21 protein-coding genes are annotated in these 25,155 nt (G+C 37.3%); 1 reads left to right on the top strand and 20 read right to left on the bottom strand.

Translation table 11 applies throughout. From position 1 onward, the window contains the following. Positions 1-64: 64 nt before the first annotated feature. The gene (locus tag J0871_RS05890) at positions 65-949 is read left to right on the top strand and encodes a mechanosensitive ion channel family protein (RefSeq protein ID WP_208224188.1); all 885 of its coding nucleotides are present in this window, start codon (positions 65-67) and stop codon (positions 947-949) included. On the opposite strand, the gene tsaB is transcribed toward J0871_RS05890, so the two are convergent. From tsaB to sprA, 20 genes are all read right to left on the bottom strand, one after another. Then, on the bottom strand, positions 946-1,605 hold the full coding sequence (tsaB, locus tag J0871_RS05885; protein WP_208224187.1) for a tRNA (adenosine(37)-N6)-threonylcarbamoyltransferase complex dimerization subunit type 1 TsaB: 660 nt from the start codon (positions 1,603-1,605) through the stop codon (positions 946-948). The two genes, J0871_RS05890 and tsaB, sit on opposite strands and share 4 nt — an antisense overlap. Positions 1,606-1,626: 21 nt before the next feature. Beyond that, positions 1,627-2,859, bottom strand: coding sequence for an efflux RND transporter periplasmic adaptor subunit (locus J0871_RS05880; protein ID WP_208224186.1), 1,233 nt, complete (start codon positions 2,857-2,859; stop codon positions 1,627-1,629). A 3-nt stretch (positions 2,860-2,862) separates the two neighbouring features. Then, positions 2,863-4,302 carry a TolC family protein gene (locus J0871_RS05875; protein WP_208224185.1) on the bottom strand — a complete coding sequence of 480 codons (1,440 nt, stop codon included), beginning with the start codon at positions 4,300-4,302 and terminating at the stop codon, positions 2,863-2,865. A gap of 62 nt (positions 4,303-4,364) precedes the next feature. Then, a complete protein-coding gene (locus J0871_RS05870; protein WP_208224184.1) occupies positions 4,365-5,483 on the bottom strand; it encodes an efflux RND transporter periplasmic adaptor subunit in 1,119 nt (372 codons plus the stop codon). A 35-nt stretch (positions 5,484-5,518) separates the two neighbouring features. Then, the gene (locus J0871_RS05865) at positions 5,519-6,784 is read right to left on the bottom strand and encodes an ABC transporter permease (protein WP_075325668.1); all 1,266 of its coding nucleotides are present in this window, start codon (positions 6,782-6,784) and stop codon (positions 5,519-5,521) included. A gap of 1 nt (position 6,785) precedes the next feature. After that, positions 6,786-8,033, bottom strand: coding sequence for an ABC transporter permease (locus J0871_RS05860; protein WP_075325667.1), 1,248 nt, complete (start codon positions 8,031-8,033; stop codon positions 6,786-6,788). Next, the gene (locus tag J0871_RS05855) at positions 8,026-8,727 is read right to left on the bottom strand and encodes an ABC transporter ATP-binding protein (RefSeq protein WP_075325666.1); all 702 of its coding nucleotides are present in this window, start codon (positions 8,725-8,727) and stop codon (positions 8,026-8,028) included. Before J0871_RS05855 ends, J0871_RS05860 begins: the two co-directional genes overlap by 8 nt. Positions 8,728-8,835: 108 nt before the next feature. After that, positions 8,836-9,069: a hypothetical protein gene (locus tag J0871_RS05850; RefSeq protein ID WP_208224183.1), complete on the bottom strand. Its 234-nt coding sequence runs from the start codon at positions 9,067-9,069 to the stop codon at positions 8,836-8,838. An 88-nt stretch (positions 9,070-9,157) separates the two neighbouring features. After that, on the bottom strand, positions 9,158-9,697 hold the full coding sequence (locus J0871_RS05845; RefSeq protein ID WP_208224182.1) for a DUF420 domain-containing protein: 540 nt from the start codon (positions 9,695-9,697) through the stop codon (positions 9,158-9,160). After that, positions 9,694-10,431, bottom strand: a complete 738-nt coding sequence (locus tag J0871_RS05840) for an SCO family protein (RefSeq protein WP_075325663.1) — start codon at positions 10,429-10,431, stop codon at positions 9,694-9,696. Before J0871_RS05840 ends, J0871_RS05845 begins: the two co-directional genes overlap by 4 nt. 1 nt (position 10,432) lies before the next feature. Further along, positions 10,433-11,077: a hypothetical protein gene (locus J0871_RS05835; protein ID WP_208224180.1), complete on the bottom strand. Its 645-nt coding sequence runs from the start codon at positions 11,075-11,077 to the stop codon at positions 10,433-10,435. An 85-nt stretch (positions 11,078-11,162) separates the two neighbouring features. Further along, the gene (locus J0871_RS05830) at positions 11,163-11,525 is read right to left on the bottom strand and encodes a cytochrome C oxidase subunit IV family protein (RefSeq protein WP_208224178.1); all 363 of its coding nucleotides are present in this window, start codon (positions 11,523-11,525) and stop codon (positions 11,163-11,165) included. A gap of 18 nt (positions 11,526-11,543) precedes the next feature. Continuing rightward, positions 11,544-12,524, bottom strand: a complete 981-nt coding sequence (locus J0871_RS05825; RefSeq protein WP_208224176.1) for a cytochrome c oxidase subunit 3 — start codon at positions 12,522-12,524, stop codon at positions 11,544-11,546. Between the two features lie 47 nt (positions 12,525-12,571). Beyond that, a complete protein-coding gene (locus J0871_RS05820; RefSeq protein WP_208224174.1) occupies positions 12,572-13,153 on the bottom strand; it encodes a cytochrome c oxidase subunit 3 in 582 nt (193 codons plus the stop codon). Next, positions 13,144-14,046, bottom strand: a complete 903-nt coding sequence (gene cyoE / locus J0871_RS05815; RefSeq protein ID WP_208224172.1) for a heme o synthase — start codon at positions 14,044-14,046, stop codon at positions 13,144-13,146. Before cyoE ends, J0871_RS05820 begins: the two co-directional genes overlap by 10 nt. A 142-nt stretch (positions 14,047-14,188) precedes the next feature. Beyond that, positions 14,189-16,306, bottom strand: a complete 2,118-nt coding sequence (locus tag J0871_RS05810) for a gliding motility protein RemB (protein WP_208224170.1) — start codon at positions 16,304-16,306, stop codon at positions 14,189-14,191. Positions 16,307-16,429: 123 nt separating this feature from the next. Further along, positions 16,430-17,152 (bottom strand): energy transducer TonB, encoded by a 723-nt coding sequence (locus J0871_RS05805; RefSeq protein ID WP_075325656.1) that lies wholly within the window; start codon positions 17,150-17,152, stop codon positions 16,430-16,432. A 44-nt stretch (positions 17,153-17,196) separates the two neighbouring features. After that, positions 17,197-17,619, bottom strand: coding sequence for a VanZ family protein (locus J0871_RS05800; protein ID WP_208224168.1), 423 nt, complete (start codon positions 17,617-17,619; stop codon positions 17,197-17,199). After that, positions 17,591-17,971 (bottom strand): glycine cleavage system protein GcvH, encoded by a 381-nt coding sequence (gene gcvH, locus J0871_RS05795; RefSeq protein WP_208224167.1) that lies wholly within the window; start codon positions 17,969-17,971, stop codon positions 17,591-17,593. The genes J0871_RS05800 and gcvH overlap by 29 nt, the downstream gene beginning before the upstream one ends. Before the next feature lie 62 nt (positions 17,972-18,033). After that, complete coding sequence (sprA, locus tag J0871_RS05790; RefSeq protein ID WP_346014330.1) at positions 18,034-25,149, bottom strand: cell surface protein SprA; 7,116 nt, start codon at positions 25,147-25,149, stop codon at positions 18,034-18,036. Positions 25,150-25,155: the final 6 nt, after the last annotated feature.

Below are 25,155 nucleotides of genomic sequence, written 5' to 3'. Positions count from 1 at the left end.
CATAAAAGGTTCTGCCAAATAAAATATTTATAGTCAATTTGTTGATTGAAAAATTAATGATATTATGGATAAATTAAACGATTGGGGCGCCATCGCAAGAGAATACGCAGAAAAATTTATCGATTACCTACCAACCTTATTAGGAGCACTTGCGCTTCTAATTATTGGTCTTTGGGTAATTGGCATAATAGTTAAATATGTAGATAAATTATTTCAAAGAAAAGATTACGATGAAACTTTAGAAGTTTTTACGCTTAATGCTCTTAAATGGGGTTTACGCATCCTGCTTTTTGTTCTTTTTATTACTCAATTGGGAGTAGAAAGCGCTTCTTTGGTTGCCGCAATTGGTGCCGCTGGTTTAGCTATAGGTCTTGCAATGCAAGGCTCACTTTCTAACCTTGCCGGAGGTGTACTTCTTATTATATTAAAACCTTTTAAAGTAGGAGATTGGATAGAAGTTCAGGGAGTTTCGGGTACTGTGGTTGAAATTTCTTTATTCTACACTAAATTAGACACCTTTGGAAATCAACGTGCAGTAATTCCCAATGGCGAGTTAAGTAATGATAATATTATTAACTATAGCTTTAATGGTACGAGAAGGGAAAACCTAACTTTTGGTATTTCTTACGATGATGATTTAAAGAAAGCAAAACAAGTGCTTAGAGATCTTGTGGAAGAGCAGGAAGATGTACTTAAAGATCCCGCCCCACAAATTATTGTGACTGAACTTGGAGACAATTCAGTAAACTTTGGAGTAAGATATTTTGCAGAAAACAGTAAATTCTGGGATCTTCACTGGTATATGATTGAAGAAGGAAAGATAAGACTGGAAGAAGCCGGAATGACTATTCCTTATCCTCAGCGAGATGTTTATTTATACGACCAAACTAAAATGAATGGTACGATAGAAAAGAAATTGAACAAGAACAACTCAAATACTGCAGATTAACCGGCAATAAAATCTTTTAAGTAATAAGGCTCAAAATAAGCGACATCTTCGGTGTCGCTTATTTTGTATTTAGCTTCAGCCAAACTGCACATTTCACGTGCAGAGGGTAATTTATCTGATATAAATTTAGCGTTGGAATGTTTGCAAATTTCTTCAAACTTTTCTACGCCATTTCCTATAAAAACTGTTTTCTTCTTTTCAAGAAATTCAATAAAGGAACTTTCATCTAAAACCTCAGCTTTAGTTTCTCTAATATTCTTCAAATTTTGATCAAAGACTGCTGAATAAACTTCCATTCTACGCGCGTCTAACATTGGAATTATAAATCCTTTTTCCAATTCTACCTGCGCCGCTAAAGAAGCGAGCGTAGCGATAGAAATTAGAGGAATATCTAATGAAAAGCACAATCCTTTAGCAGTAGAAACACCAATTCTTAGACCGGTATAGGAACCAGGCCCTTTACTTACCGCAATTGCATCAAGATCTGTTACGGCAAAATTATTTTCTTTTAGAATTTCATCTATAAAAACGTGCAACTTCTCGGCGTGCGAATAATTGTTACTCTTATCTTCTTTAAGCGCAAGTTGAACGCCATCTTTTGAAAGTGCGACAGAGCAGTTTGTAGTAGCGGTTTCTAAGCAAAGTATTAATGCCAAATCTTCAAATTTTTCTTATTCTTATTTATTAGTCACCTCAACATCATCACCTTCTTTCAGGCTTTTTGTCACGGTATTATAAGGGCCGGTTATTACCGTTTCCCCTTCTTCCAGGCCTTCGGTAATTTCAATATTACTATCGTCCTGGATTCCCGTGGTAACTTTTCTAAGTTCGGCTTTTTCTCCTTCTTTTAGAAAAACGGCCTCATATTTTTGATCTTGATTTTTACCTGCCGTGGTATCATTTTTAATCACAATAGCACTAATAGGCACTCCAATTATATTGTCTTTTCTATTGGTAATTATATCTACAGTAGCTGTCATCCCCGGTCTAAATGGAGAATAATTCTCATCTTTTCCCGCTAAAAACTCTTTGTAAGATTCTTCTATAATACGAACTTTCACTTTAAAATTGGTTACCTGGTCTGTAGTAAGAGCAGCATCAGCCGAATTAGAAATTTCAGTAACAATTCCGCTGAATTCTTTTCCTAAATAGGCATCAACTTCAACAATTGTAGAATCTCCTACCTGTACTTTTACAATATCATTCTCGTTTACATCTACTTCAACTTCCATATTGGTGAGATTGGCCACCCTAAGAATTTCGGTACCGGCCATTTGCTGGGTTCCTACAACCCTTTCACCAAGTTCGGCATCAAGTTTTGAAATGGTTCCGCTCATAGGCGCGTAAATATTGGTACGTCCAAGATTATCTGTAGCTTCTTTTACCGTAGCCGCTGTACTTTGCATATTGTAATAAGCCGATTCTTTATTGGCCTGTGCTACTTCATATTCTGAAACGATCCTGTCCCATTCTGCTTTAGAAATTACACCCTTTTCAAACAAGCTTTTGTTTCGGTTATAGTTAGCTTCAGCTTGCTTTAAACTTGCCTGGGCCTGGGAATAATTTGCTCTTGAAGTTTCTAATCCTGCCTGGGCTCTATTTACGTTAGACTGGTAAATATCTGGATTTACCCTCACCAATAGGTCACCTTTTTCTACCGCCTGACCTTCAACCACGGGAAGCTCTATTATTTCTCCTGAAACTTCTGAAGAAAGTTTTACTTCAATTTCCGGTTGAATTTTTCCGGTAGCCGAAACTGTTTCTATAATATCTATAGGTTCAATTTTGGTTATTTCTACTTCTTTAAAATTGCCAGATTTACCAAACCAACCGGCTTTTTTCCCTACTATAAGTAAGACAATAAGCGCGAGAGCAATTCCGATAATTATAAAAAGAGTCTTTTTCTTCATGGTTTAAAATTTAAGATCGGTCACCGGTACTCCAAAATATAATTCAAGTACTTTTAGTTTAAAAATGTAATCGTATTTAGTTCTTAGCACTTCACTTTGTGCATTTTCATATCTCAATTTTGCCTGGCTAAATTCAAAAGCATTAGAAATTCCCACATCAAAACGTTGTGTAGAATATTCAAAAGCCTGCTCTTGCGCGTTTGCTGCAACCAGGGCCGCTTCGTAAGCTTCAAAAGCTCCTTCGGCATCTACATAAGCCTGATAAACATTCGCTTCAAGATCTAATTCTGCCTGCTCCAATTCATATTCCGCACGCCTGGCATTTACCTGGCTTCTTCTCACCTGGTTCCTGGTGGCAAATCCGCTAAAAATTGGTACACTAACCTGCACCCCGTAAGTCATACCATCGTTACGTTGTAATTGTTCAAAAAATGGTAGCGGGCTACCAATAGTAGTAAGCGTATTTGGTGCCACAACAATGTCACCGGTTTCTTCTACCACACCAATCTCCCGGGTAGGATCGTTAGGATCTATTTCTGCACCCACTATTCTTCCCTGTCCAGATTCCCTGGTATTATAGTTAAAGAAAGCTCCTACACTTGGGTAGTAAGCTCCTTTGGCAATTTCTACGTCTTTTTGAGCAAGTTCACGGTTTGCTTCAGCAATTTTAATTTCAGAACGTTCTTCTTTGGCTTGTTCTACTATATCCTCTACCGGGTTATCTAGAATTTCGGTTCCAAAAATATTATAATCTCTTTCTACGATATCAAAATTCTCATAATCTTTAATAAGCAGGGTTTGAGCTAAACTTATAAGAGAAATTCTAATATTATTTTGGGCCACAATTATTCGCTGTCTTTCATCGGCATTGGTAGCTTCAATTTCCAAAAGATCTCCCTGCGGTAAAGAACCGGCTTCTACGAGTTCCCTGGTTCTTTCCATTTGTTCCTGGGTAACTTCATTTTGCATTCTAAGAATTTCCAGGTTTTGCTTGTTAAAAAGCACCTGTAAATAAGAATCTGCTACAAACAACGTAATATCATCTTTCATCCTGTCTAGCGCATACTGGCTGGCAAGTTCAGATATCTTTGCACGTTGCAATTGTTTAAAGTTTCTTAGCCCATCAAAAAGGTTTAGACTTGCAGTTACTCCTGCAGAAAAGTTCCTGGTGGTTTGCGTTTGTAAAACTCCAGTAGTTACGTTTTGGGTAAGACCCGTATTCCAGGAATTTGTTGCAGATGCATTTATATTAGGCAGAAAATTACCAATTGCGTCTCTTCTACCAAGCTCTGCCAACTCCACATCGAGTTCGCTTTGTTTTACTGAAATATTATTTTTCAGGGCGTAATTAACGCACTCCTGGAGTGTCCATTTTTTGCCTTCCTGTGCTTTTAGCACTAAAGCAGAAAATAAAAATATGATTAGTAAGCTGTATTTTTTCATAATAGGAATTGTAGTTGATGAGTCTATGAAGTTCTAAACTTGTTACATTTTGAATTAAAAATCTAATTACCGGCAAACTCCGGACTAGGTTTTACAATGTTCCAAACCTTAATTTTATCGTCTTTAGAAATGCCATTTATTACCTGAACCTGAATTCCATCGCTTATTCCTAATTCCAAATCCCGTCTTTCAAATTCCTGATCTCCGGTTTGCACTTCTACAAAAGGCTTCTGGCTGTCTGGATCAAATTGAACAAGTGCTTCTTTAATAGCTAAAACCTCATCTGCCCGGTCTAAAATAATAGAGGCATTTGCACTTAAGCCGGCACGAATAAAGGTAGTATCGGCTTTATCTAAAGTTCCTTTTATCTCAAACTGAATGGCTCCGTTTTCGTCTACACCTTTTGGTGCTATATAATCTAAAATGGCATTAAAAGTTTTATTTTCTATGGCACCCACAGTTACCTCAAGCGGTAAATCTTCTTTAATTTTCCCCACTTCACTTTCATCAACTTTTCCTTCAAAAATCATTTCGTTAACATCGGCAAGCGTGGCTAAGGTAGTACCATCGTTAAAGTTGTTACTTTCAATAACCTGGTTTCCTACTTTAACCGGAACATCCAGCACCATTCCATCTACAGTAGATCTTATAAGCGTGTTGGCTGCACTACCAATACCGCTTGTGGTACCGGTTTGAACAATTTCAAAATTCTGCTCGGCAGAGCGGAAGTTTTGCTGCATTCTTTTAAAATTAGCTTCAGCATTATCAAAATCGTTTTGAGAAATCACTCCTTTTTCAAACAAAGATTTCTGTCTTTCAAAGGTTTTCTTTTCATTTTCTAAATTTATCCTCGCTGTAGCTACGGCATCTTTCGCACTTTGTAATGAATTTACATTGGGGATCACCCTAATTTTGGCAATAAGGTCACCCGCCTTCACTTTCTCACCGGCCTCAATATATATTTCATCTATAATTCCTGAAATATTTGGTTTTATTAGCACTTCTTCTTTCGGAACAATATTTCCCGTTGCCACCGTTTTCTTCACGATGGTTTCTATTGAAGCCTGCTCGGTTTCATAAACCGTAGGATCTTCCTGATTTTTTTGAAACAAATAGTATAACGCCCCTACAAAAACCACGGCGATCAATACTAAAATTGAGATGGTAACTGTTTTTTTCATTTTTTGATTGAATTTGTATTCTTTACTTTTTTTTGTTATTCGGTTCTAAGGGCATCTACAGGCTTGATCTTAATTGCGTTTTGCGCCGGAATAAGCCCGGCCAGCAAACCAGAGCAAATTAAAATCATTAAAGCAGTAAGTACCACTCCCAGGTCTACACTTGGATTGGCAAACATCATTTCTGAAGTATCCATACCGCTTAAGGCATAATTTATTGCGGCAATAATTCCGGTGGCAAAAATTATCCCTGCCATTCCTGAAATTATGGTAAGAAAAATAGATTCCATTAAAATTTGCCCCCTAATAGACCAGGGTGTGGCGCCAAGTGCACGCCTAACCCCAATCTCGTTGGTTCTTTCTTTTACTACAATGAGCATAATATTGCTAATTCCAATTATCCCTGATAGCAGTACTAAAATCCCTACAAAATAAGCCACTGCTTTTAAGGCTATAAACAAACCGTTTATTTTGTTGAATTCTTCGTATAAATCAAAATTACCTACGGCTCTATCATCTTCAGGATGAATAGAATGCCTGCTCTTTATGAGATCTAAAACGCTGGATTTTAAGCTGGTAATAGAATTTTCATCTTCGGCAGTGATCGCCATCCAACCTACGGTATCTCCCATATTAAAAGCCTGGGAAAAAGCCGTAAAGGGCACATAAATTTCTTTCTGTGCTTCTTCTGAATTTCCACCTCCGCCACCTTTCTTTTTGTATGTGCCAATTACCATAAAATTTACACCATTAATTTTGAGATAAGTTCCCAGGACTTCTTCCTCCTTTTCGTACAATTCGCGCCTTACCCCTTCACCAATTATGGCAACTTTACGCTTTTCCTGAATATCCAGATAATTAATAAACCTTCCAGAAGTAACATCCATAGGCTCCTGCTGAATGATTTCGGGATAATCTCCATACACGTTAAAGGCACCGGTTTGTAAACCGCGAACCACATTGTTATTTCCACCAAATCCCCCTAACTGGTTCCTGGGAGATATAAACCTAAGTCCAGGTACATTTTCCCGCAAGGCTTCAACATCAGAAGTTTTAAAATTATAGCGCCTGCCTTTGGGAAGGCCTTTATAAGGTTTAGAAGCCGTTTGTGTCCACATAAACATAGTATTGGTAGCTATACCTCCAAAACCTTGTTTTACGCCATTTTCAAACCCTTTACCGGCAGCCAGTAAAATAACCAGGATGAAAATTCCCCACATTACCCCAAAAGCCGTAAGTAAAGTTCTAAACCAGTTAGCACTTAAGGCTTCAATTATCTCGTTCCATTTATCCCTGCTAAACATATTATTCGTCTCTTAATGCTACAATAGGTCTAATTCTCGCAGCCCTCCAGGCAGGGAAAAATCCGGCGATTGCACCGGCCAAAACCAGGATAAAAACGGTAGTAAGGGCTACATTGAAATTAACCGAAGGATTGGAAATATACTGGGTTTCTATAAGCGGACCCACAAACTCCAATAGTAACAAACTGGCAATTAAACCTATAAACCCAGCAATTGCGGTTACAAAAATAGATTCGTGAAGTACCATTCCAACTATAGAAAGTGGCTCGGCGCCAAGTGCTTTTCTAATTCCAATTTCCCTGGTTCTTTCTTTTACAATTATGAGCATAATATTACTTACACCAACAATTCCGGCTATAATAGTACAAATACCAACTCCCCAGAAAAAGAATTTTATCATATCCATAAGATCGAAGAAACGCTTGGCATTTTCCAGAGAGTTATTAATGCTAATGGCACTTTCATCGTCTGGCGCTATGGTGTGGGTTTCTTTTAACTGATTTTCTATAGCTTCAGAAAAACGAGTAGAAGCGGCCAGGGCTGCTTCAAAGTTTTCTGCAGGCTCTAAGGTAAAAGCCATATTTGCAATATTATTACCGCCTCCAAAAACACGTTGTGCGGTAGAAAGTGGCATAAAAACCCTACTTTCTTCTCTTTCCCCACCCGGATCGGTAAAAACACCTATTACTTTAAAATTTACTCCTGAAATTTGAACATACTCACCAATGGGATCTTTTTTGTCTTTAAAAAGGTCGTTGCGTACTTTATTACCAACAACTACAACTTTTTCGAAATTTTGATGGTCTTTAAAATTTACAAATCTTCCTTCCACCATCCCACTGTTTTCCAGAAACTGATAATCTGGATAAACACCTTCTACACGATAAGAACCAGATTCTTTTCCAAAATTCACTATTCCATTCCAAATTCTGTAGATAGAAGATCTATATTCTAAATCGTCCTGATATTTAACGGCGGTGTAATTGAAGTCTTCATTTTTCATCTGAATTCTTCTCCCGGGATTCAGGCCCTTATATTCTTTAGAAGTCACCCCGGTATAAACATACATTATATTGGCGGCATCCCTTTCAAACTCTTGCGCAATACCATTGCGCATTCCTTCGCCAATTCCCAGAAGAACTACCAAAATAAAGATGCCCGAAGCCACAGAAAGCCCGGTTAGAAACGTTCGTAATTTATTTTTACGAATTGTTTCAAAAATTTCTTCCCAACGTTCAAGATCAAACATTTTGTAGCGCTCTAACCTGGTTAACGGGGGTGTCCTGTATAATTCTACCGTCTTTTAAATTGACGATTCTTTTGGTCATTGCTGCAATATCGGGTTCGTGTGTTACAACAAGTATGGTACGGCCTTCATCGTTAATTTCCTGAATTAAATTCATCACCTCGTAAGAGGTTTTTGAATCTAAGGCACCCGTAGGTTCATCGGCTAAAAGTACTTTTGGGTCGCTGGCAAGTGCTCGTGCAATTGCTACACGCTGCTTTTGCCCTCCAGAAAGCTCATTGGGTAAGTGCCCTGCCCAATCTGCAAGACCTACTTTTTCAAGGTAACTCATTGCCTTATCTATACGTTCACCACGTTTAATTCCCTGGTAATACAGCGGAAGTGCAACATTATCCAGAGCGTTTTTATAAGAAATAAGGTTGAAGGATTGAAATATGAAACCCAAAAATTTGTTACGGTACCGGGCCGCTATTTTTTCGTTTAGATTTTTTATAGGAACGCCATCTAAAGTATAAGAGCCTCCATCGGCTTCATCTAGCATCCCTAAAATATTAAGTAAAGTAGATTTTCCAGATCCTGAAGATCCCATGATAGAAACGAGTTCCCCTTCAGCAACGCTAAAATTAATTCCTTTTAAAACGTGTAGTGAATTACTACCCATTTTATAGGATTTATGAAGATCTTTAATTTCTATCATCGTAGTGAAAAATTACAGGTTGTTAACTTTTAACTAAAAGTGTCACCCATAAGACTCTACGAAAAGCGAAATGTTACATATAATTGAAGAAAATATTTTAAAAGCTGCTTATGCGTTTCCAGACTTCTTCGCTTTTTTTCGGGAACGATATATAAAATATCCCAGGCCACCCACCAACAAATAGGGAAAAGCCATGAGGTAAAGAATCCCGTTATTAATACCTTCGGCAGCACTGGTGTCTGTATCACTTTCTAAAACTGCGCGGCACATAGAACATTGCGCTTCAGCTAATTCAGGAAGAAGAAGTAAAAAGAAAAAGATAAATAAAAACCTGATTTTCATAGCAGTAATTTCTAAATGCAAATTTAATAAATTTTACTATTAAGCTCTCTTTGCAGTTGTTAAGACTTGAATTACTTCAGAAGAAAAATTAATAATACGGAAACATAAAAATATAAACCAAAACCCCTGTAATTGCAACATAAGACCAGATTGGAAAGGTCCAGCGGGCAATTTTCGCGTGTTTATCATATTCGCCGGTTAAGCCGCGATACATAGTAAAAAGTACCAGGGGAACAATAATTGCTGAAAGCACTATATGCGTAATTAAAATAAAGAAATAAATAGGACGTAAAATTCCTTCTCCACCATAAGGCACGGGATCGTTACTAATTTTAGAGATCACATAACTCACCAGAAATATGGCTGAAAGTACAAATGCAGTGATCATCACATTTCTATGCAGTTTATATTCCTTAATGCTCATAAAGAAGTAGCTAAGCATTAGTAAAACAGCCGTAGAACCATTTAAAACCGCGTGAAAAAACGGGAAAGTTCCTGTTTGTGCGCCAAAAATATTATAACGCTCTGGGAGGTACATAAGAATAAGTACCAAAACCGGCACAAGTATAGATAATGCAATTATTACCGGCACCGCAATTTTATCGCTTTTTGTTAGTGCTTTTCTCACAGTAGTTTTTTAATATCTTCAATTAAAATATCAATTTGCGGTTCTTCTTCACCTTCTACAACCGATTTATTTCTTTCTACAGATCCTCGATAATAAATTATTGGGTTTCCAAAATTATCTAAACGTGATCTAATATAACCTTCTTTATCAACAAGCGCAAAAAGGCCCTGGTGAGCAAAACCACCGGGAACTTCACTATTTTCACCGGCATAAATATTATATCCGCCATTTGCCAGCCCGTAAATGGAATCTTTTTCTCCGGTTAATAGATTCCAGTTGGGATGATCTATTCCATAATTTTCAGCATAAGCATTTAAAACTTCTGGTGTATCATGTTTTGGATCTATTGAAAATGAAGCAATTCCAAAATCTTCTTCATTTTTAAATTCTTCCTGAACTTCTACCAGGTTTTGATTCATAATTGGGCAAATTGTAGGGCAGGTTGTAAAAAAGAATTCGGCTACATATACCTTCCCACGGTAATCTTTACTACTAACCGTGTCACCATCCTGATTTATTAATTGAAATTCTGGGGCTTTTTTCTTTCTCCCGTTTATTTCGATATAAGAAAGTGCCTTATCGGTATTCAATTTTTTGTCGGCTCCTTTAATATTTAATCGGTCAGATTTTACTACTTCATCGCTACTAATCGTTTCAACTATTTTTGGAATAACAATTATTCCGAAAATTAAAATGATAAGCGAAAGCCCTATATAAGAATACTTTTTTTTCATGCTAATTGTTTTTTCTTTCGGCGTTGTTCTTTTTTAAAGCCAGCCTGTATTCAGCAAGAATAACTTTTACATCGTCGTTCATTTTATCACTCAATTCTGCCACCGAACGGGAGTCATACCCATAAACCTTTCCAAAATCTTCATCTTCATCACGCCCTCTTAAATTAAGGTCTTTATCTACAATAAAAACGTAAGGCGTATAAGTATTATTAAGCTGGTGTGGAGTGTTGAAACTTTCAAATACCTGTTCTACCTGTGCTGAAGTTCCAAAAATGAATTCCCATTTTTCAGTTTCAGAAATACCGCTAAATTCTTCTTTAAATTTTTTAGCTTCTTCCCTGGCTTCTTGTGGTAATACCACTACAAACTGAAAATCTTTGAATTCGTAATATTTTTCAAGTATTTTCTGGTCAAGATTAAAGGTGTTTCCCTTTAGGTTATCTAGATCTTTACCAAAAAAAGCTACAATGCTAATTTTATCTTCTAAACTAATAGGTTCCCCATCAAGACTTTCAAATTTAGAAACATCATCAACTTCCGGAGTTAACACAGGTAATTTTGCGAAATTATTTTGACCTGAAGCAAAAAACATATAAGCAATAATGGGCAATGCAAAAAGCACTAAAAGCACTAAAAACTTTTTCATAATCGGGTCTATAGAAGTGAGTGCAAAAATAAAAAGACGGTTTCACAAAACCGCCTTTCTCTAAACTTTTAACTTTTAAGCCAGATTAAAAATCCCAGGCTACGTGATTAGATTTAAACACCTCATAAATATAGTCACCTTCTGTTAGAAGAATAAAAATAAGGTAACTTATAAGAAAAACTGAGGTCCAAACAATTGCTCTTCGCAATCCTTTGGTTTCGCCTTCAAGGTGCATAAAAGACCAGGCGATATAATATGCTTTATAAATTGTAAGAATTATAAATATCCAGTTAAGAAGAGACATGCTTAAAAAAGAAGTTCCTGTAAGAAATTCTGGTTTAAAAATCCCTAAAACAACTTCTATAAGTGTAACGATAGATAGGATTACAAATACCGTCCAGATCTTCTTTGTATTAGATTCGTGATGATGTGCTGTACCGTGTGCCATTTTTAATATTTTCTGAAATTATACCAGGTAAAAGAATGTGAAAACAAATACCCAAACTAAATCTACAAAGTGCCAGTAAAGACCAACTTTCTCTACCATTTCGTAATTCTTTCTTCGCTCGTAAGTACCAAGAAGTACATTGAAGAAAATTACTATATTAATAAGTACCCCAGTAAAAACGTGAAAACCGTGGAAACCGGTAATAAAGAAGAAAAAATCTCCAAATAATGGCGGGCCGTATTCATTACGGGTAAGGTTAGCACCTTCTACCACTCCTGCTGCTTCACTATCTAATTTAGCAAGAGACTCTTCACGGGAAAGGATGGTTTTTTCACCCTCCTCGGTCATTATCTGCGTTCTTATTAAAAGGTCTGGATTTGCAGCAAAACCAGCTTTTACTTCTTCTATAGAATAAGATGGCATGGCTTTTTCAGATTCAAACCATACTCCATTTTTAGATTCGTGCTCTACCCTATCTGAAGCTGCCGGGATAGCAATATCTGCCAGTGCTACCCTATGACCGTCGCCATCAATAAACTGAAGAACGTTACCTCCATTAGTGTACACCGCGCCATAAGTTCCATTGATAAAATTTTTCCATTCCCAGGCTTGAGAACCAAGGAAAATAATTCCCCCAATAATGGTAAGAAACATATAAAAAGTAACTTTGGCTTTATTTAACTGGTGACCGGCATCTACTGCCAATACCATGGTTACCGAAGAAAAAATAAGGATAAAAGTCATTAATGCCACATAATACATTGGCGCATCTACCCCGTGTAAGAATGGAAAGTGATTAAAAACTTCGTCGGCAATTGGCCACGAATCCATAAATTTAAAGCGGGAAAACCCATAAGCTGCAAGAAAACCAGAGAAGGTAAGTGCATCGGAAACGATGAAAAACCACATCATCATTTTGCCATAACTGGACTTTAAAGGCTCATTTCCACCACCCCAGGTTTTACCTTCGGTGCCTGTTCTAACAACAGTAGCTTCCATAGAAGAGTATTTAAATTTTAAGTATTGCGCAAAAATACGCAATTTTATTATCTAAAGAAATATAAAAACACAAACAGGTAAATCCACATAAGATCAACAAAATGCCAAAAAGTCGCACCTAGCTCAATTCCAAGCATTTGACCTTTTTTATAACGTTGTTTAAAATGGTTATAAATTACTACCAAAAGCGTGATAATGCCCGCCAACAGGTGAGCCATATGCACTAGAACCAGTACGTAAATAAAGGAAGTGGTAATACTACTTTCACTACCGGTAAAGTAATAACCTTCGGCAATAATTTCAGTAAATCCATTAAATTGAAGCGCCACAAATAAGACCGCAAGCACCAGTGTGCCAATAAGTAAAGCCGAGGCGTTTCTTCGGTTTCCGGTTAAAACACTTTGTTTTGCTAATATAAACGTGAGGCTGCTTAAAACTATAACAAGGGTACTCCACATGAATGCATTTGGAAGATCAAATTCTGTTAACCAGTCTGGTCTTGTTTTACTTACTACATAAGCACTGGTGAGCCCACCAAAGGTCATAATCATACTAATTATCCCAAACCAGAGCATCATCTTCTTTGCTCTATCGTATTTGTGCTTTTCGGCACCTTGAGTTAAATCCATTCTCTTATAAATTTATCAAAAACATATACTATTTGAAGTAGCGTAATATAAGATACGCTTGCAAACATCAATTTCTTAGCGGCCTGCGCCGTCTTTTCCTTATACAATTTCAAAGCATAATACAGCATTCCCAAACCGAGTAGAAGAATGAGCCCACCAGCTACCGGCGACAGAAAAAGTTTACCTGTAACTCCAAAAACAGGAATTAAAGAAACTAAAATGGTCCATACGGTATAAAGAATTACCTGTATGGCCGTTCCCTTATCACGCTTTCCAGTAGGTAGCATAAAAAAACCTCCTTTTTTATAATCGTCAAACAACCACCAACCTATTGCCCAAAAATGAGGAAACTGCCAGAAAAATTGTATCATAAATAAAGTTCCGGGCTCTATACTAAAATCTCCTGTGGCCGCTACCCAACCTAGCATAAAAGGAATTGCTCCCGGAATTGCACCTACAAAAACTGATAACGGGGTTTTAGTCTTAAGTGGAGTATAAACACTTACATATAAAAATATACTAATTGCCCCAAACATAGCCGTCTTGGGGTTTATAATGTATAAAACGATAAGCCCGGCGATGGTAAAAACACTCGCTATTAAAAACGCTGTACTTACCGACATTCTACCATCGGGAATAGGTCGGTTTTTGGTGCGATCCATAAGTGCATCAAGATCCCGCTCTATAATTTGGTTATAAGCATTTGAAGCGCCCACCATAAAGTAACCGCCAATGGCAAGTAAAAAAACAGTAACAAAGTCTATGCTATCTGCACCCAAAAAATAACCTGCAACCGAAGAAAAAACCACGCTTACGGCAAGCCGCACCTTGGTAATTTCTTTAAAGTCTGTTAGGATAGAAGCCGAGGAAGTATGTACACCGGTGCTGCTCAAAAATAGGTTTTTTCAATTGGCGCAAAGATACTCCTTAATTGGGTTTTGGCAAGGGTGCAAAAATGTTAATTTTCAGCACTTAACAAAATGAAAAAATATTGAATAAAACTGCTTAAAATACTATAGTAATTTAGCAATTTATTTAATAATCGTAATACCAGTTAAAAATATCGGTACGTAAACCAAAATTTATCCAGGAAGTTGTATTCTCATAATTTTGATGCGTCTTTACATCGGGGTTAAAAGAGCGATAAATAAAACTACCGTAAAGCTTTAAATTTGTTGCCGGGTTTACAATATAACCTGCTTCAATATTCGAAAAGAAAGAAGTTGTAGTATTTCCCTGGCCAATTTTCACACCGACATCAAAAGGCCGCTGGCGCTCGCTGGTATAGATGTCTCCTCCATAGGCAGCCTGGTTTGTTGCCATATTATAATCAAAACCTCTTTTGCCGTAAATTACTTTGGCACTTCCATACCATCTATCATTTTTATAGCGGGCAATAGCTAAAATCTCCCTGAAATTAGAGCCCCACAAGTGAGCCATAGACTGGTTATTATGCCCATAATTTAAAACCCCTGTGTTATGCGAATAAGTGTAAGGCCGTACCTGGTTATATTCTGCCTGTAGAAATAACCCGGGGATTTTGAAAGCATCAAAATATTTCACTCCCAATTGATACCCAAGTTTGTTTTTCCAACTTTGATTCCCACCAAAAACATCAGAGGTAGAGAATTCATCTATAATCATTTGACCATAGATATTAATTTCATCTGAAAATTTATATTTTGAAGTAAGGCCAATAATTGCATTGCCGCCACGTGCCCCGGTAGAAAATTCTATAGCCCGATAAAAAATTACCGGGTTCAAATAATTTAAATCGAAGCCCCGGCTATTATCATTTTCCCAAACCACAGATTCAAATAAACCAATATTAAGTCTTTTGGTAACATTATAACTCAAGTAATGGTTGGCCATATATTTTGTTCTAAAGGAACCATTTTCTGTAACTGCCGGTCTCACATCACGCAAAGACATCCAGGTATTGGTGTATTTTAACTTCCAAAATGTGGTGTTGAGTTTAAAATAAGGATATGGTGAAGCATTATCACTCATTAAAAGGGAGCGATAACCGTCTCCAATAAAGTTTTTGCAGTGGCCAAATTGAAGATTAAAAAACTTATTAGGTGTGTAAGATAAATACCCTTCAGCTACAGGATAATCATAACCTTCGTCCATAAAAGGTTTTGCAATTCCCCGGCCGGGTATTATAGCAGGATCGCCGCCATCTGGCCTAATAGATTCGGCAAACCTATTGTAATAATCGGCAAACCTGCCCTGATTTTCGTAAGCTACCGTATAAAAATTAAAGTTTTTCCCTAAACCACCCTGAAAAATAAGAGCGCGGGTGTTATTATACGTAAAATCGAAGTCTGTTTGCTGAAAATCTTTTCCTAACTGAAGATCTAAAGCAAAATCCAGGGTAAACCAATAATCCTCGGTTTGATATTGCACCAAATGCTCATTCCATAACTTTTTGCCAAACCAGGATTCTGCATCCCGCAGCATTTTATCTTCTTCAGCTTTAAAATTATAATATTTAGAAACTTCAGAAAAAAGCAAAGGCTTTGAAGCCGAGTGAGTATTCACTCCTATTTTGTTGAATTCAGCATCAAAACGGCTGTAGTATTCATGCGATAAAGGAATATTTATCTGACTTTCATACCGAGGGCGCGTAAATTCTTCCGATTGAATTTGATCATATTCATTAGTCAGATCATCTTCTTGAGGTTGCTGAAAATTGATTTCTGAAATATCAGGTTCAACCTGGGAGGGAGTAGAAAAATCTTCAGTATTTAATTCCAGCGGAATTTTTACAGGCATTTTAAATTGAACAAAAATTGGTCGGGAATTATAAGTGGCCGGCTTAATTTGAGGCAACATATTAAAAACACGCTGCATTTCTTCCTTTAATTCTGCATAAGCTGCATCAGTATAAACAATATTAAAATTTCCGGTTTTATCAACTTCAAAAATAACAATGATTTCTCCCCTATAATTTTCTCGTATTACCTCTAAAGGAACTTCAAAATTATTCAGTACAAATTTGGTAAGGGTATTTTTAAAGCAGGTTTCTTTATTAGCAAAATCTACATTGGTACATTGAGGAAATTCAGGAAAACGCTGGCTATTATCCTGGGCCTGAGATTTTAAAATAATCGCACTTAGCAAGAAAAGAAGAAACAGGTAGTTCTTCATACTTAAAGTAGGGAAAGATTGGTTACACCTTCGAAATATACATTTTTTTAGATAGAGTAAACCAGCTTAAAATAAAAAATCCCGGGACAAGCCCGGGATTTAAATTTATACTAAATAAATTTCTTAGTCCTGAATTTGGAATACAATTGGTAAAGAGTACATAACCCCTACTGCCTTACCACGTTGTTTACCCGGTTGCATACTAGGCAATTTATTAATTACCCTTGCTGCTTCACGCTCTAACCTTGGGTGTGGCGCTCTGGATTGCACATTGGTAATATTTCCTTTTTCATCTATCTTAAACTGAACGATTACCCTGTTTACACCAGAAAGGCCAAGTTCTGCACCAAGATCTGTATCGAACTCACGGTTTACAAACTGACTAATCTTTTGGCTCATACATTGCTTACGCTCTTCGTTGTTATTTAGGTTTTCACAACCCGGGAAGATTGGCACATCTTCAATTACAGCGAAGGGAACATCTGCAACCTCTTCTTCTACGGGTGCTTCAACAACCTCTTCTACCTCAACAATTTCATCCATATTGGTTTCAGTAGACTCAATTTCGTCTTCTTCTACCTCTTCCTCATCCTCTACAACTTCAATAACCTCTGGTGCCGGAGGTGGAGGTGGTGGAGGTGGAGGTGTATTCTGCATCTCTGTAATTGGGATTTCTTCATCGTCTAAATCGTCCATATTTAACTGGCCGGTATCAATGGCTTCCTTGTCATAAGTCTTCCATTCAATTGCCCTCCAGGTAATTAATAGAACAACAATAAGCCCCAATTGCAGAAAAAATACACTTCTTCTGGTTAAATCGGCTTTTGGATTTTTCTTTGGTTCCATAATAGGTTATTGATTAATAAGGATTGCTAAATTAAATATTTTTTCTAAAAAATTAAATTAATCTTACTATTTAACCTTTTTAGACTCTTTTCAAAGAGAAGAAAGATAAGAACAGCAAGCAAAATTCCAGCAGTATTCGCCAAAATATCATACCAATCTGGTTCTCTATAACTGGTAAGTATACCCTGTAAAACCTCAATTAACATACCAAACAGTATAGAGAGGCCGGCTATTTTAAATAGGTTACCTTTATAAGTAGCTTGAGGTCTATTTTTTTGCATAAAATATACCTTCCACAATGCTACAAGTCCAAAATAGGCTCCAAGATGTAAAAGTTTATCTGTAGGATTAAAACTCCCAACACTAATCTTACCCAGTTTAACTAAAGAAGAAACCGTTAGTAATATAGTATAAAGGCTCGCTACAAATAAAGTTATTTTAGCTACCAAGAACTTCTTTGTAGGCATCTGCACTTAAAAGATCTTCCAGCTGAGATTCATCAGAAAATTTAATTTTAATCATCCAACCTTCTCCGTAAGGATCTGAATTTACTTTTTCCGGCTCATCTTCAAGGCTCTCGTTAAATTCAATAATTTCGCCAGAAAGAGGCAAATAAAGGTCTGAAACTGTTTTTACAGCTTCAACTGTTCCAAAAACCTCTTCTCTTTCAAGGGTTTCGTCTACGGTTTCTACTTCTACATAAACGATATCACCTAATTCGCCCTGGGCAAAATCTGTAATACCAATTGTAGCCGTATCACCTTCTACCTTAATCCATTCGTGGTCTTTGGTGTACTTTAAATCTTGTGGAATATTCATTAGTTCTATTTTATATTAGAGCAAAGTTAATTTTTTAAAGCAATACTTCAAACAAGCCTCAATTAATTTCCAAAATTATATCTAAGTGTAATACCCGATCTTATGGTTGTTTGCGGAAATGCAGTAGATACCGCATATTCAGAGAAATTATGTTCGTAATAAAATATTGCCGTTAGATTACTGGAAATCGCATAATCTGTTGTGAAATTAATACGCCATATATCCTGGCCGGCAATTACCTGGCTGGTTTCTAAATCTAAATACCTTATAATACTTTTATTTCTTCTAAAGGAAACATCTGCTTTAAAATTAAGATCGCTGCTTAGAATACGATTGGTGCCTCCAAGGCCGGTGGCAATTCTTAAATCGCTAATTCTATAACCCGCACCTAAAATATATTCGTTTCCGGTGGTTTCAGTCAATAAGTTATTATCAAAACTCAGGGAAAGCATTCGGTCTTTTCTTACTTCTGCTAAAAGCTGAATAGCATTTTTCGTTTCCAGGTCTAATCGGAAAAGCGGCGTGAATAATTCGGTTAAAACAATATTAGAATACAGCATTGGGTTTTTAAAATCCCCGGCCTGGTTGGTTTCAAATTCATTCTCGGGATCGTAATCCAGGTTTGTTTGAAATTGATTAATGGTATAGTTAGACTGATAGCCATGATTGATAGAAATTCTTCTGAATTTATCTTTAAACCAACCAATTCGCATTAAACCGGTATACTTCATATTCCAGTTTGGCAAAGGCATATCTCTAAAAGCTCCCAACTTAATATCTTCGGGATCTTTCCCTGCATAGGCCGAAACAAAAGCCGGTAATAAAACGGCCTGGTTTGTTTTTCCTATTCCCACCGGATAACCGTCTTCATCTACATTATTGGGATCTAAACCTCTCTCTTGAGCAATACGGCGAGCAATATTTAGACGATTTTCCCTGAAGTTTTCAAAAGTTTCAGAAGATTGCTCATCTGACTGATTAAAGGCGGTTTTTATAAGAATGGTAGAAATATTAAAATTCCCATAATTATAAGGCGTCAAAGAAATATATTCCATGGTAGTAGGATTTACCCTATAATTCTCTGAGAAATTTTCTGAATAATTCCTGTTCGCGCTAATATCTACCGTAAGATCTGGAACAATATCCAGCGAAGCCTGCACGTCTAATTGCTCATTCTTTAAAGTAGAATACTGCTGATTAAAATTTTGAAACAGGGTTAACCAACCTCTTCTTGCAGCAGTATATCTAACTTCATCCTGCCAACCAAAAGTAAAGGCTGTACTGGGCTGCAAGGTGCCCATAAACCCTACGCTGGGAGTATAACCAGGAAGAAAAGTCCCTTCATTTTCGCGATAGTTTACCTGCAGTCTACTTAAAATAGTTACAAAATCTACAAACGTATTAAAGCCCTTGCTGGTTTTTTCAAGCACTTCGGTATTTTTGGCACGCTCTGCATCTCGTGGACTTCCATCTAATGTAGGCACCCCGGCACTTCGTTGCTTTATAGTTTGGCCTCCACGCCCTTCTTTCTTTTCCAGACCCAGGTACGAATACAGGCTCTCCATATCTAAACTTGCATTTATTTGGTGAGAACTTGAATTCTGAACACTATTTCCTATATCTGGAATTCCTTCCAGGTTTTCGTAAATCCTGGAACCGCGTTGCCATTGGAAATCGCCTGTATAAGAATACGTAGCATTTATAAATTCCAGCACAGGAATTTTATCAAAAGGAAGATCGTAATTAACCTGCAGGTTTTGATAATGTAAATCTGGTGTGCCTATACTGAAAAAATTATCCCAAACCCCAATGGTATTGTTGGCAAAACCATCTTCATCTATATAATTTCTTACTATTCGATTATTGGAAGCGTTGAAGCTGAAATTTAGAGAATTGGTAAGATTATAATTTATACCATATTCCCAGTTAAACATATAGTTTCGCTGGTAAAGTGTTGGAATTCCCAAATCATCGTCTGAGAGTTCCAGGGATCTAAATTTTTGTTCGTTGTATTGTCTTAAAATCGTAGAACTGGCATTTATATTAGAAGGCAGTAAATTCACATTAAAATCTCTTACCAGGGAATAATAATCGCTGCTATCTAAAGCCGAAATATTTTTGAAAGGTTCTACCTGTTTGGGTTCAAAATTAAACTCGTAGGTTGCCCCGGCTCTTACATTTTGGTTTAAAGACTCTTCAATTTCAAAATCCCGATGATCTACCTGATTATAAGAAGTTGTAAAAGCAAAATTCTCTATATCGTAAGGCATGGGTTTTGCCTCGCCAGTGCGCTCCTTCCGCAAGCCTATAATATTTACACTTTGCCGTTTTGTATAAGACTGCGATTGTTTTTTTACCCTATCTCTTTCTACAGGATCTACAATATCGGCAAGTCTAGTTTCCAGTTCTAAATCAAGAAATTCCTGGTCGTATTTTGGTGTAATTAACTCCTCGCCCCTACTATAATTAAACGGAATTTTTACACCCCATTTTTCTGGAAGTAACTGGCCTGCATTTATATTAGTAACCACATCATATTGCTGTGAATTTTCCCGGCTTCGCTGATTTGGCCCCTGTTCTATTGTCCCAAACCCCACGGTACTTTTTCTACCGGTAGCGGCAACCGTAGCAAAATCTGAAAAATTGGTGTCCATATTAACTATTGTTGCCCAACCGCCTTCATTATCAAGATCTGAAAGTCTTAATTCGTTAAACCAAACCTCTCCACATAAATCCTGAACCCCATTAGTGGGAGTTCCGTTTTTTAAACCTAACATTAATACTCTTACATTTCCAAAACTGGGGTTTCCTTTTATCCCAAGGCGTAATTGATCCATTTCATAAGAATCTTCTTCATCTATCAATTCTAAATTTTCGGTAAAGAAATTTAATTCTCCAGAATTTAAAGAAGGATCTCCCAAAACACCCGTTTTTACGCGTTGAAGTAGTTCCAACGGAAGATTCATTCTGTTAATTTCCGGCCAGATATCTTCAGCAGTCATCGCGCCAAAAGCCGTTGGACTTAATGGAATTTCAATTTGATAATAATTATCGGTAAAATCGGTTCCCATTCTTACAAAAGCTACCAACTGTCCCTCTTTTAAAGGAGTTTGGTTGGGTAGCGATTCAGCGTGTAAAAACATTTCAAGGTTTTTATACTGCCGCATATCTATCTGGAAATTTTTGTAAACCGCCCTTGCATCCTGTGGTTCCAGATCACAAACCCTAAGAGAAAGGGATTGTTCGTTTTGCCTTATATTGGTGTTATTTTCAAAAAGCTCTTCTCTAATTACGCCCGGAGGTAAAACATAAGGCACCGGTTGCCGATTTTCGTTTTCCTCAATATTTACTGCTGAAACTTCAAAAAGAGTGTTTTGATTTTCCGGAAGAATATTTCTATCTCTTAAACCTCGATTATACCTTCGGTAGTCACCTCTCACCAATTCCATAGTTCCAAAGCGCAATAAAGTTTCTTCTTCAAAGCCACTAAGAAACATTCTCATAAAACGAATAGATCTATAATCGGCTATACCTCCTTTAGCATCTGTAGGCTCGTAAATTGGAATTTTAAACTGAAGCCAGCGTACAGGGAGTTCATTTCCATTTCTAAGCGTGGTGGTAAGTTCTTTCTCGTCAGTTATATATTGATTATTTTCTACGCCCATCCCCGGGAAGAAAGGTATTTTATATTCAAAATAACTATCTATAGTGTTCATCGTATTATCCCGGTTCACATCTTCAGTAGTTGGCAATGTTGTATTCCCCCTATTGGTATCGCCAACTTCTGGCGGCGAGTTGCCATCTGGCCCATTATAATTCCTATAGCGATTAACTATATCGCCGTCGGTATTTAGAAAATACTCGTAATTATCTGCCGCAGGATCGGGCAAATTGCTGAATTCAGGAAATTTTAATGATTCTTGCGCATCTGAAAGACCATCGTAACCCACATCCTGGTTGGTTCGCTCTTCCCCTTCAGAATCAAAAGCATAAATTAAGGATTGGTCTGCAGGGACTTTGGCAACCTGCGTTTCTATGATATTTTCTGCGCCACCACTAGCGGGCAAACCGTTTTCATATTGTTTACGACCATCTTTCAGAACATCTTCAGAAATATTCCCTAGATTAAAATTGATAGTTCCCGCTGAATTTCCCCTATTTTCAGAATAAATATAAGGGTCCATTACCCAAAATTCTATAAACTCTACATTGCTTTGTTCAAAATTGGTAGTATTTATTCCGCGCATTATTCCTCCAAAACTTTCCGAAGGATTGGGCAGGGATCCATTTGTGGCTGCAGGGTTAAAATTATAAGGCCCACGTTCTTCAGGAAAATAAGCTACATCCATAGTGTACACCACCTGGGGCTGTCCTTGCACTACATCGGTATTCGGAAAAATTTCGCTCAAGGCAACTCTTCTTGTTGCGTAGGTAGAAATATCGTTATCTGTAATCCCATTGGGGCGGTTACTGCTATAAAAAATAGGATCTATAGTATACCAGGCCAATTTCGCCCTTTTATCACCCACCTTTATATCGCCATTGGCGCGTTCCCCACCATACCCAAGCGGAACACTACTTAATTCCCAACTTAATGGAGCACTAATATCTATTGTAGTTTGCGCTGCTTCAAAATCGTCTATATAGGTGGTTGCTTTTCCCTGAAAATCGTTAATTGCCGGTGCCCCAGGTTGTAAATAGGCAAATTCTCCAGTTACCGAAAAGTTAGAAGGTACATCGGTATCTATGTTGGGCAACTTATTTACCAGCCTAGTAAACAAAGGAACCTCGGTAGAATAATTCACATTAAAACCGAAAATTGAATTATTTATGGGCTCGTAACTATAATTTGCTTTTTGGGTTAGCGGGCGTTCCTTGAGGTTTAAGAAAGTAGCACCAACCAGGAAATTTTCATTAAACTGATGTTCTACATTTATCCCTGTAAAACGTTTGGTTTGCTGTCCAAACAAGGCATTATTTTCGGTATTTACCTGGATTGGAATATCTGAAGCTAACAAAGCTTCGTCTATAATTTGAACTCTTCCCAATTCATAATTCACTACATAATCTACACCTTCCTGCAACAGCCTACCCCCGGCAGTTACGGTAACAGATCCCGGCGGAAGGTTAAAGCCAATAGGAATTCCTTCAACTTCGCCCGATTTATATCTCCCTTTTAACTGAAATTTATTCTTATCGGCATCCTCCTGTTCTGCCTGTGTTTTCGTGGTTCGATATAAAGACCTAAAAACATATTTTTGTTGATTGGCATTCCAGGTTTCAGGGTTATTATAATCTTCAGTTCCCGTATTGGGGGAGTTATCAAGTTTTTCAAATAAATGCCGCCCAAAGGGTTCTACCGAAGTAAAAATTATATTTCCATTTTGTGGATCTATTGTTAGACCAGGCACATAATCAAAGAAACCATCTCCACCATTTATAGGGTCGTTATTGTTATTTAATTTATCGAGGTTAAAAACCCTAAGCAATGGGGTTTCCCTAACATCTTCAGGCAATGGCACCGAGCCATCCCCAGCAGGTTTTATATAATTTAGTGGCTGCGGATCTGTATATAAAATATTCATTCTAAAATCTTCCCGCTCTAATTGATAAGCGCCAAGACTATAAATATTTTTCATCATTAAATCCCAAACAGGCTCATCTACATTTGTAATGGTGCTTTTTAGCATTTTAACCACCAGGTTCTGGTTTATTCTCTGGTTGGTTACGGGCTCATTGGGATCTTGTGTTGGGTTTTGAGCAGGATTATTGTCTCCTGTTGCATTCACGCCATCGTTGGCGAATTCTCCAACCTGGTAAACTTCACCGTTTACCGTATACTGAAAGGCGATGGCTAAAATTTCATCATTGCTTAATCGCTGGTTTAAGGAAATATAACCAAGTTGGGTGTTCAAACTATACTCGTTGGGCTGCAATTGTCTTGCATTCTCCAACTTTACATAATCCAGCCCTTCTGAAACCTGAACTCCGCCAAAACCGTTATCTACCGTTGCCACATCTCTAATTGCAGACGTAAGAACAGATTCTGCCGAACCATTTATACCAAATGGATTAAAATCGTTATTCTCGTTATCTGGAAAACTTCCACCTGGCTGATTAAAAAACCCTGCTGGAATATTATCTAAACCTATATTTCCCGGTAAATTAGTTTCGCCCAAATCCTGAATAGCAACAATATTCCTCGTATCGGTTAGGTTTTGAACATTATTGGTTCTATTGGTTACCCAAACCTGCACCCTTTTAATTTGAATATTGGTATTTATAAAAGGATAATTTTTAAGCGCCTCATCATAGTTGTCTCTAAAATAATGAGAAAGAAAAAAGTGACGATCCTGGTCGTAATCCAGGGCAAACTTTTCAAACTCTTCTACAGTAGAGCCACCTTCCACATTTACCGTTCTTCGTTCTGATTTCTGTTCAGAAAAAACACCGGTAATTCGGGTTTTACCAAATTGTAATTCGGTTTTAAATCCGAACAAACTTTGTGCGCCCTGCATTAGCGCATTATTGAGCGGCATATTTACATTTCCTACTTCAATTTTTCTTACAATATCATCTTCGGTAGGCGTGTATTCTAACTTTAATTGATTTTGAAAATCAAATGTAGATTCGGTATCGTAATTGGCGGTAATTTGCAAACGTTCTCCAATTTGCCCAAGCAGGCTTAAACTAATTCGCTGATCGAAATCGAAAGTGAGGTTTTGCCTGTTCCTGGGAGAAAAAGCAGGGTTATCCTGTTTGGTGTAAAGTAAGCCCAAATCCATCTCTACCGTTCCCTGCGGAACAATATTAATTTCTGAACCACCAAAAATGCTTTCAAAAAAACTATTATTTACGTAAAAGTCTGGCAATAAATCTCGCTGAATTTCCGCTGCTCCTTCTTTTCGCCCGGCCTGCGCATCAATTTTCTGCTTAAAATAATTGCGCATTTCTTCATCTAAGACCAGGTTTTCGTATTCTTCAGGAGTTAAAATTAAAGGGATAGAAAGATCTAAATCTCCCAACTGCTCCCGATAAATATACCGGTCTAAAATAGGATCGTATTCGTAGAAAGAAGAGATTAATTCAGAATCAGGCAGCGTTATTTCACCCAAAGTATACCCGGTTTCGGTGGTATCCTGAGGGGTTTCCTGTGCAGTGGAACTCAATGAAATTATCAATGA

It is taken from the genome of Salegentibacter sp. BDJ18, assembly GCF_017579965.1.
In the GTDB taxonomy this organism is placed as follows: domain Bacteria; phylum Bacteroidota; class Bacteroidia; order Flavobacteriales; family Flavobacteriaceae; genus Salegentibacter.
This window is presented reverse-complemented; position numbering and strand designations above follow the sequence as displayed.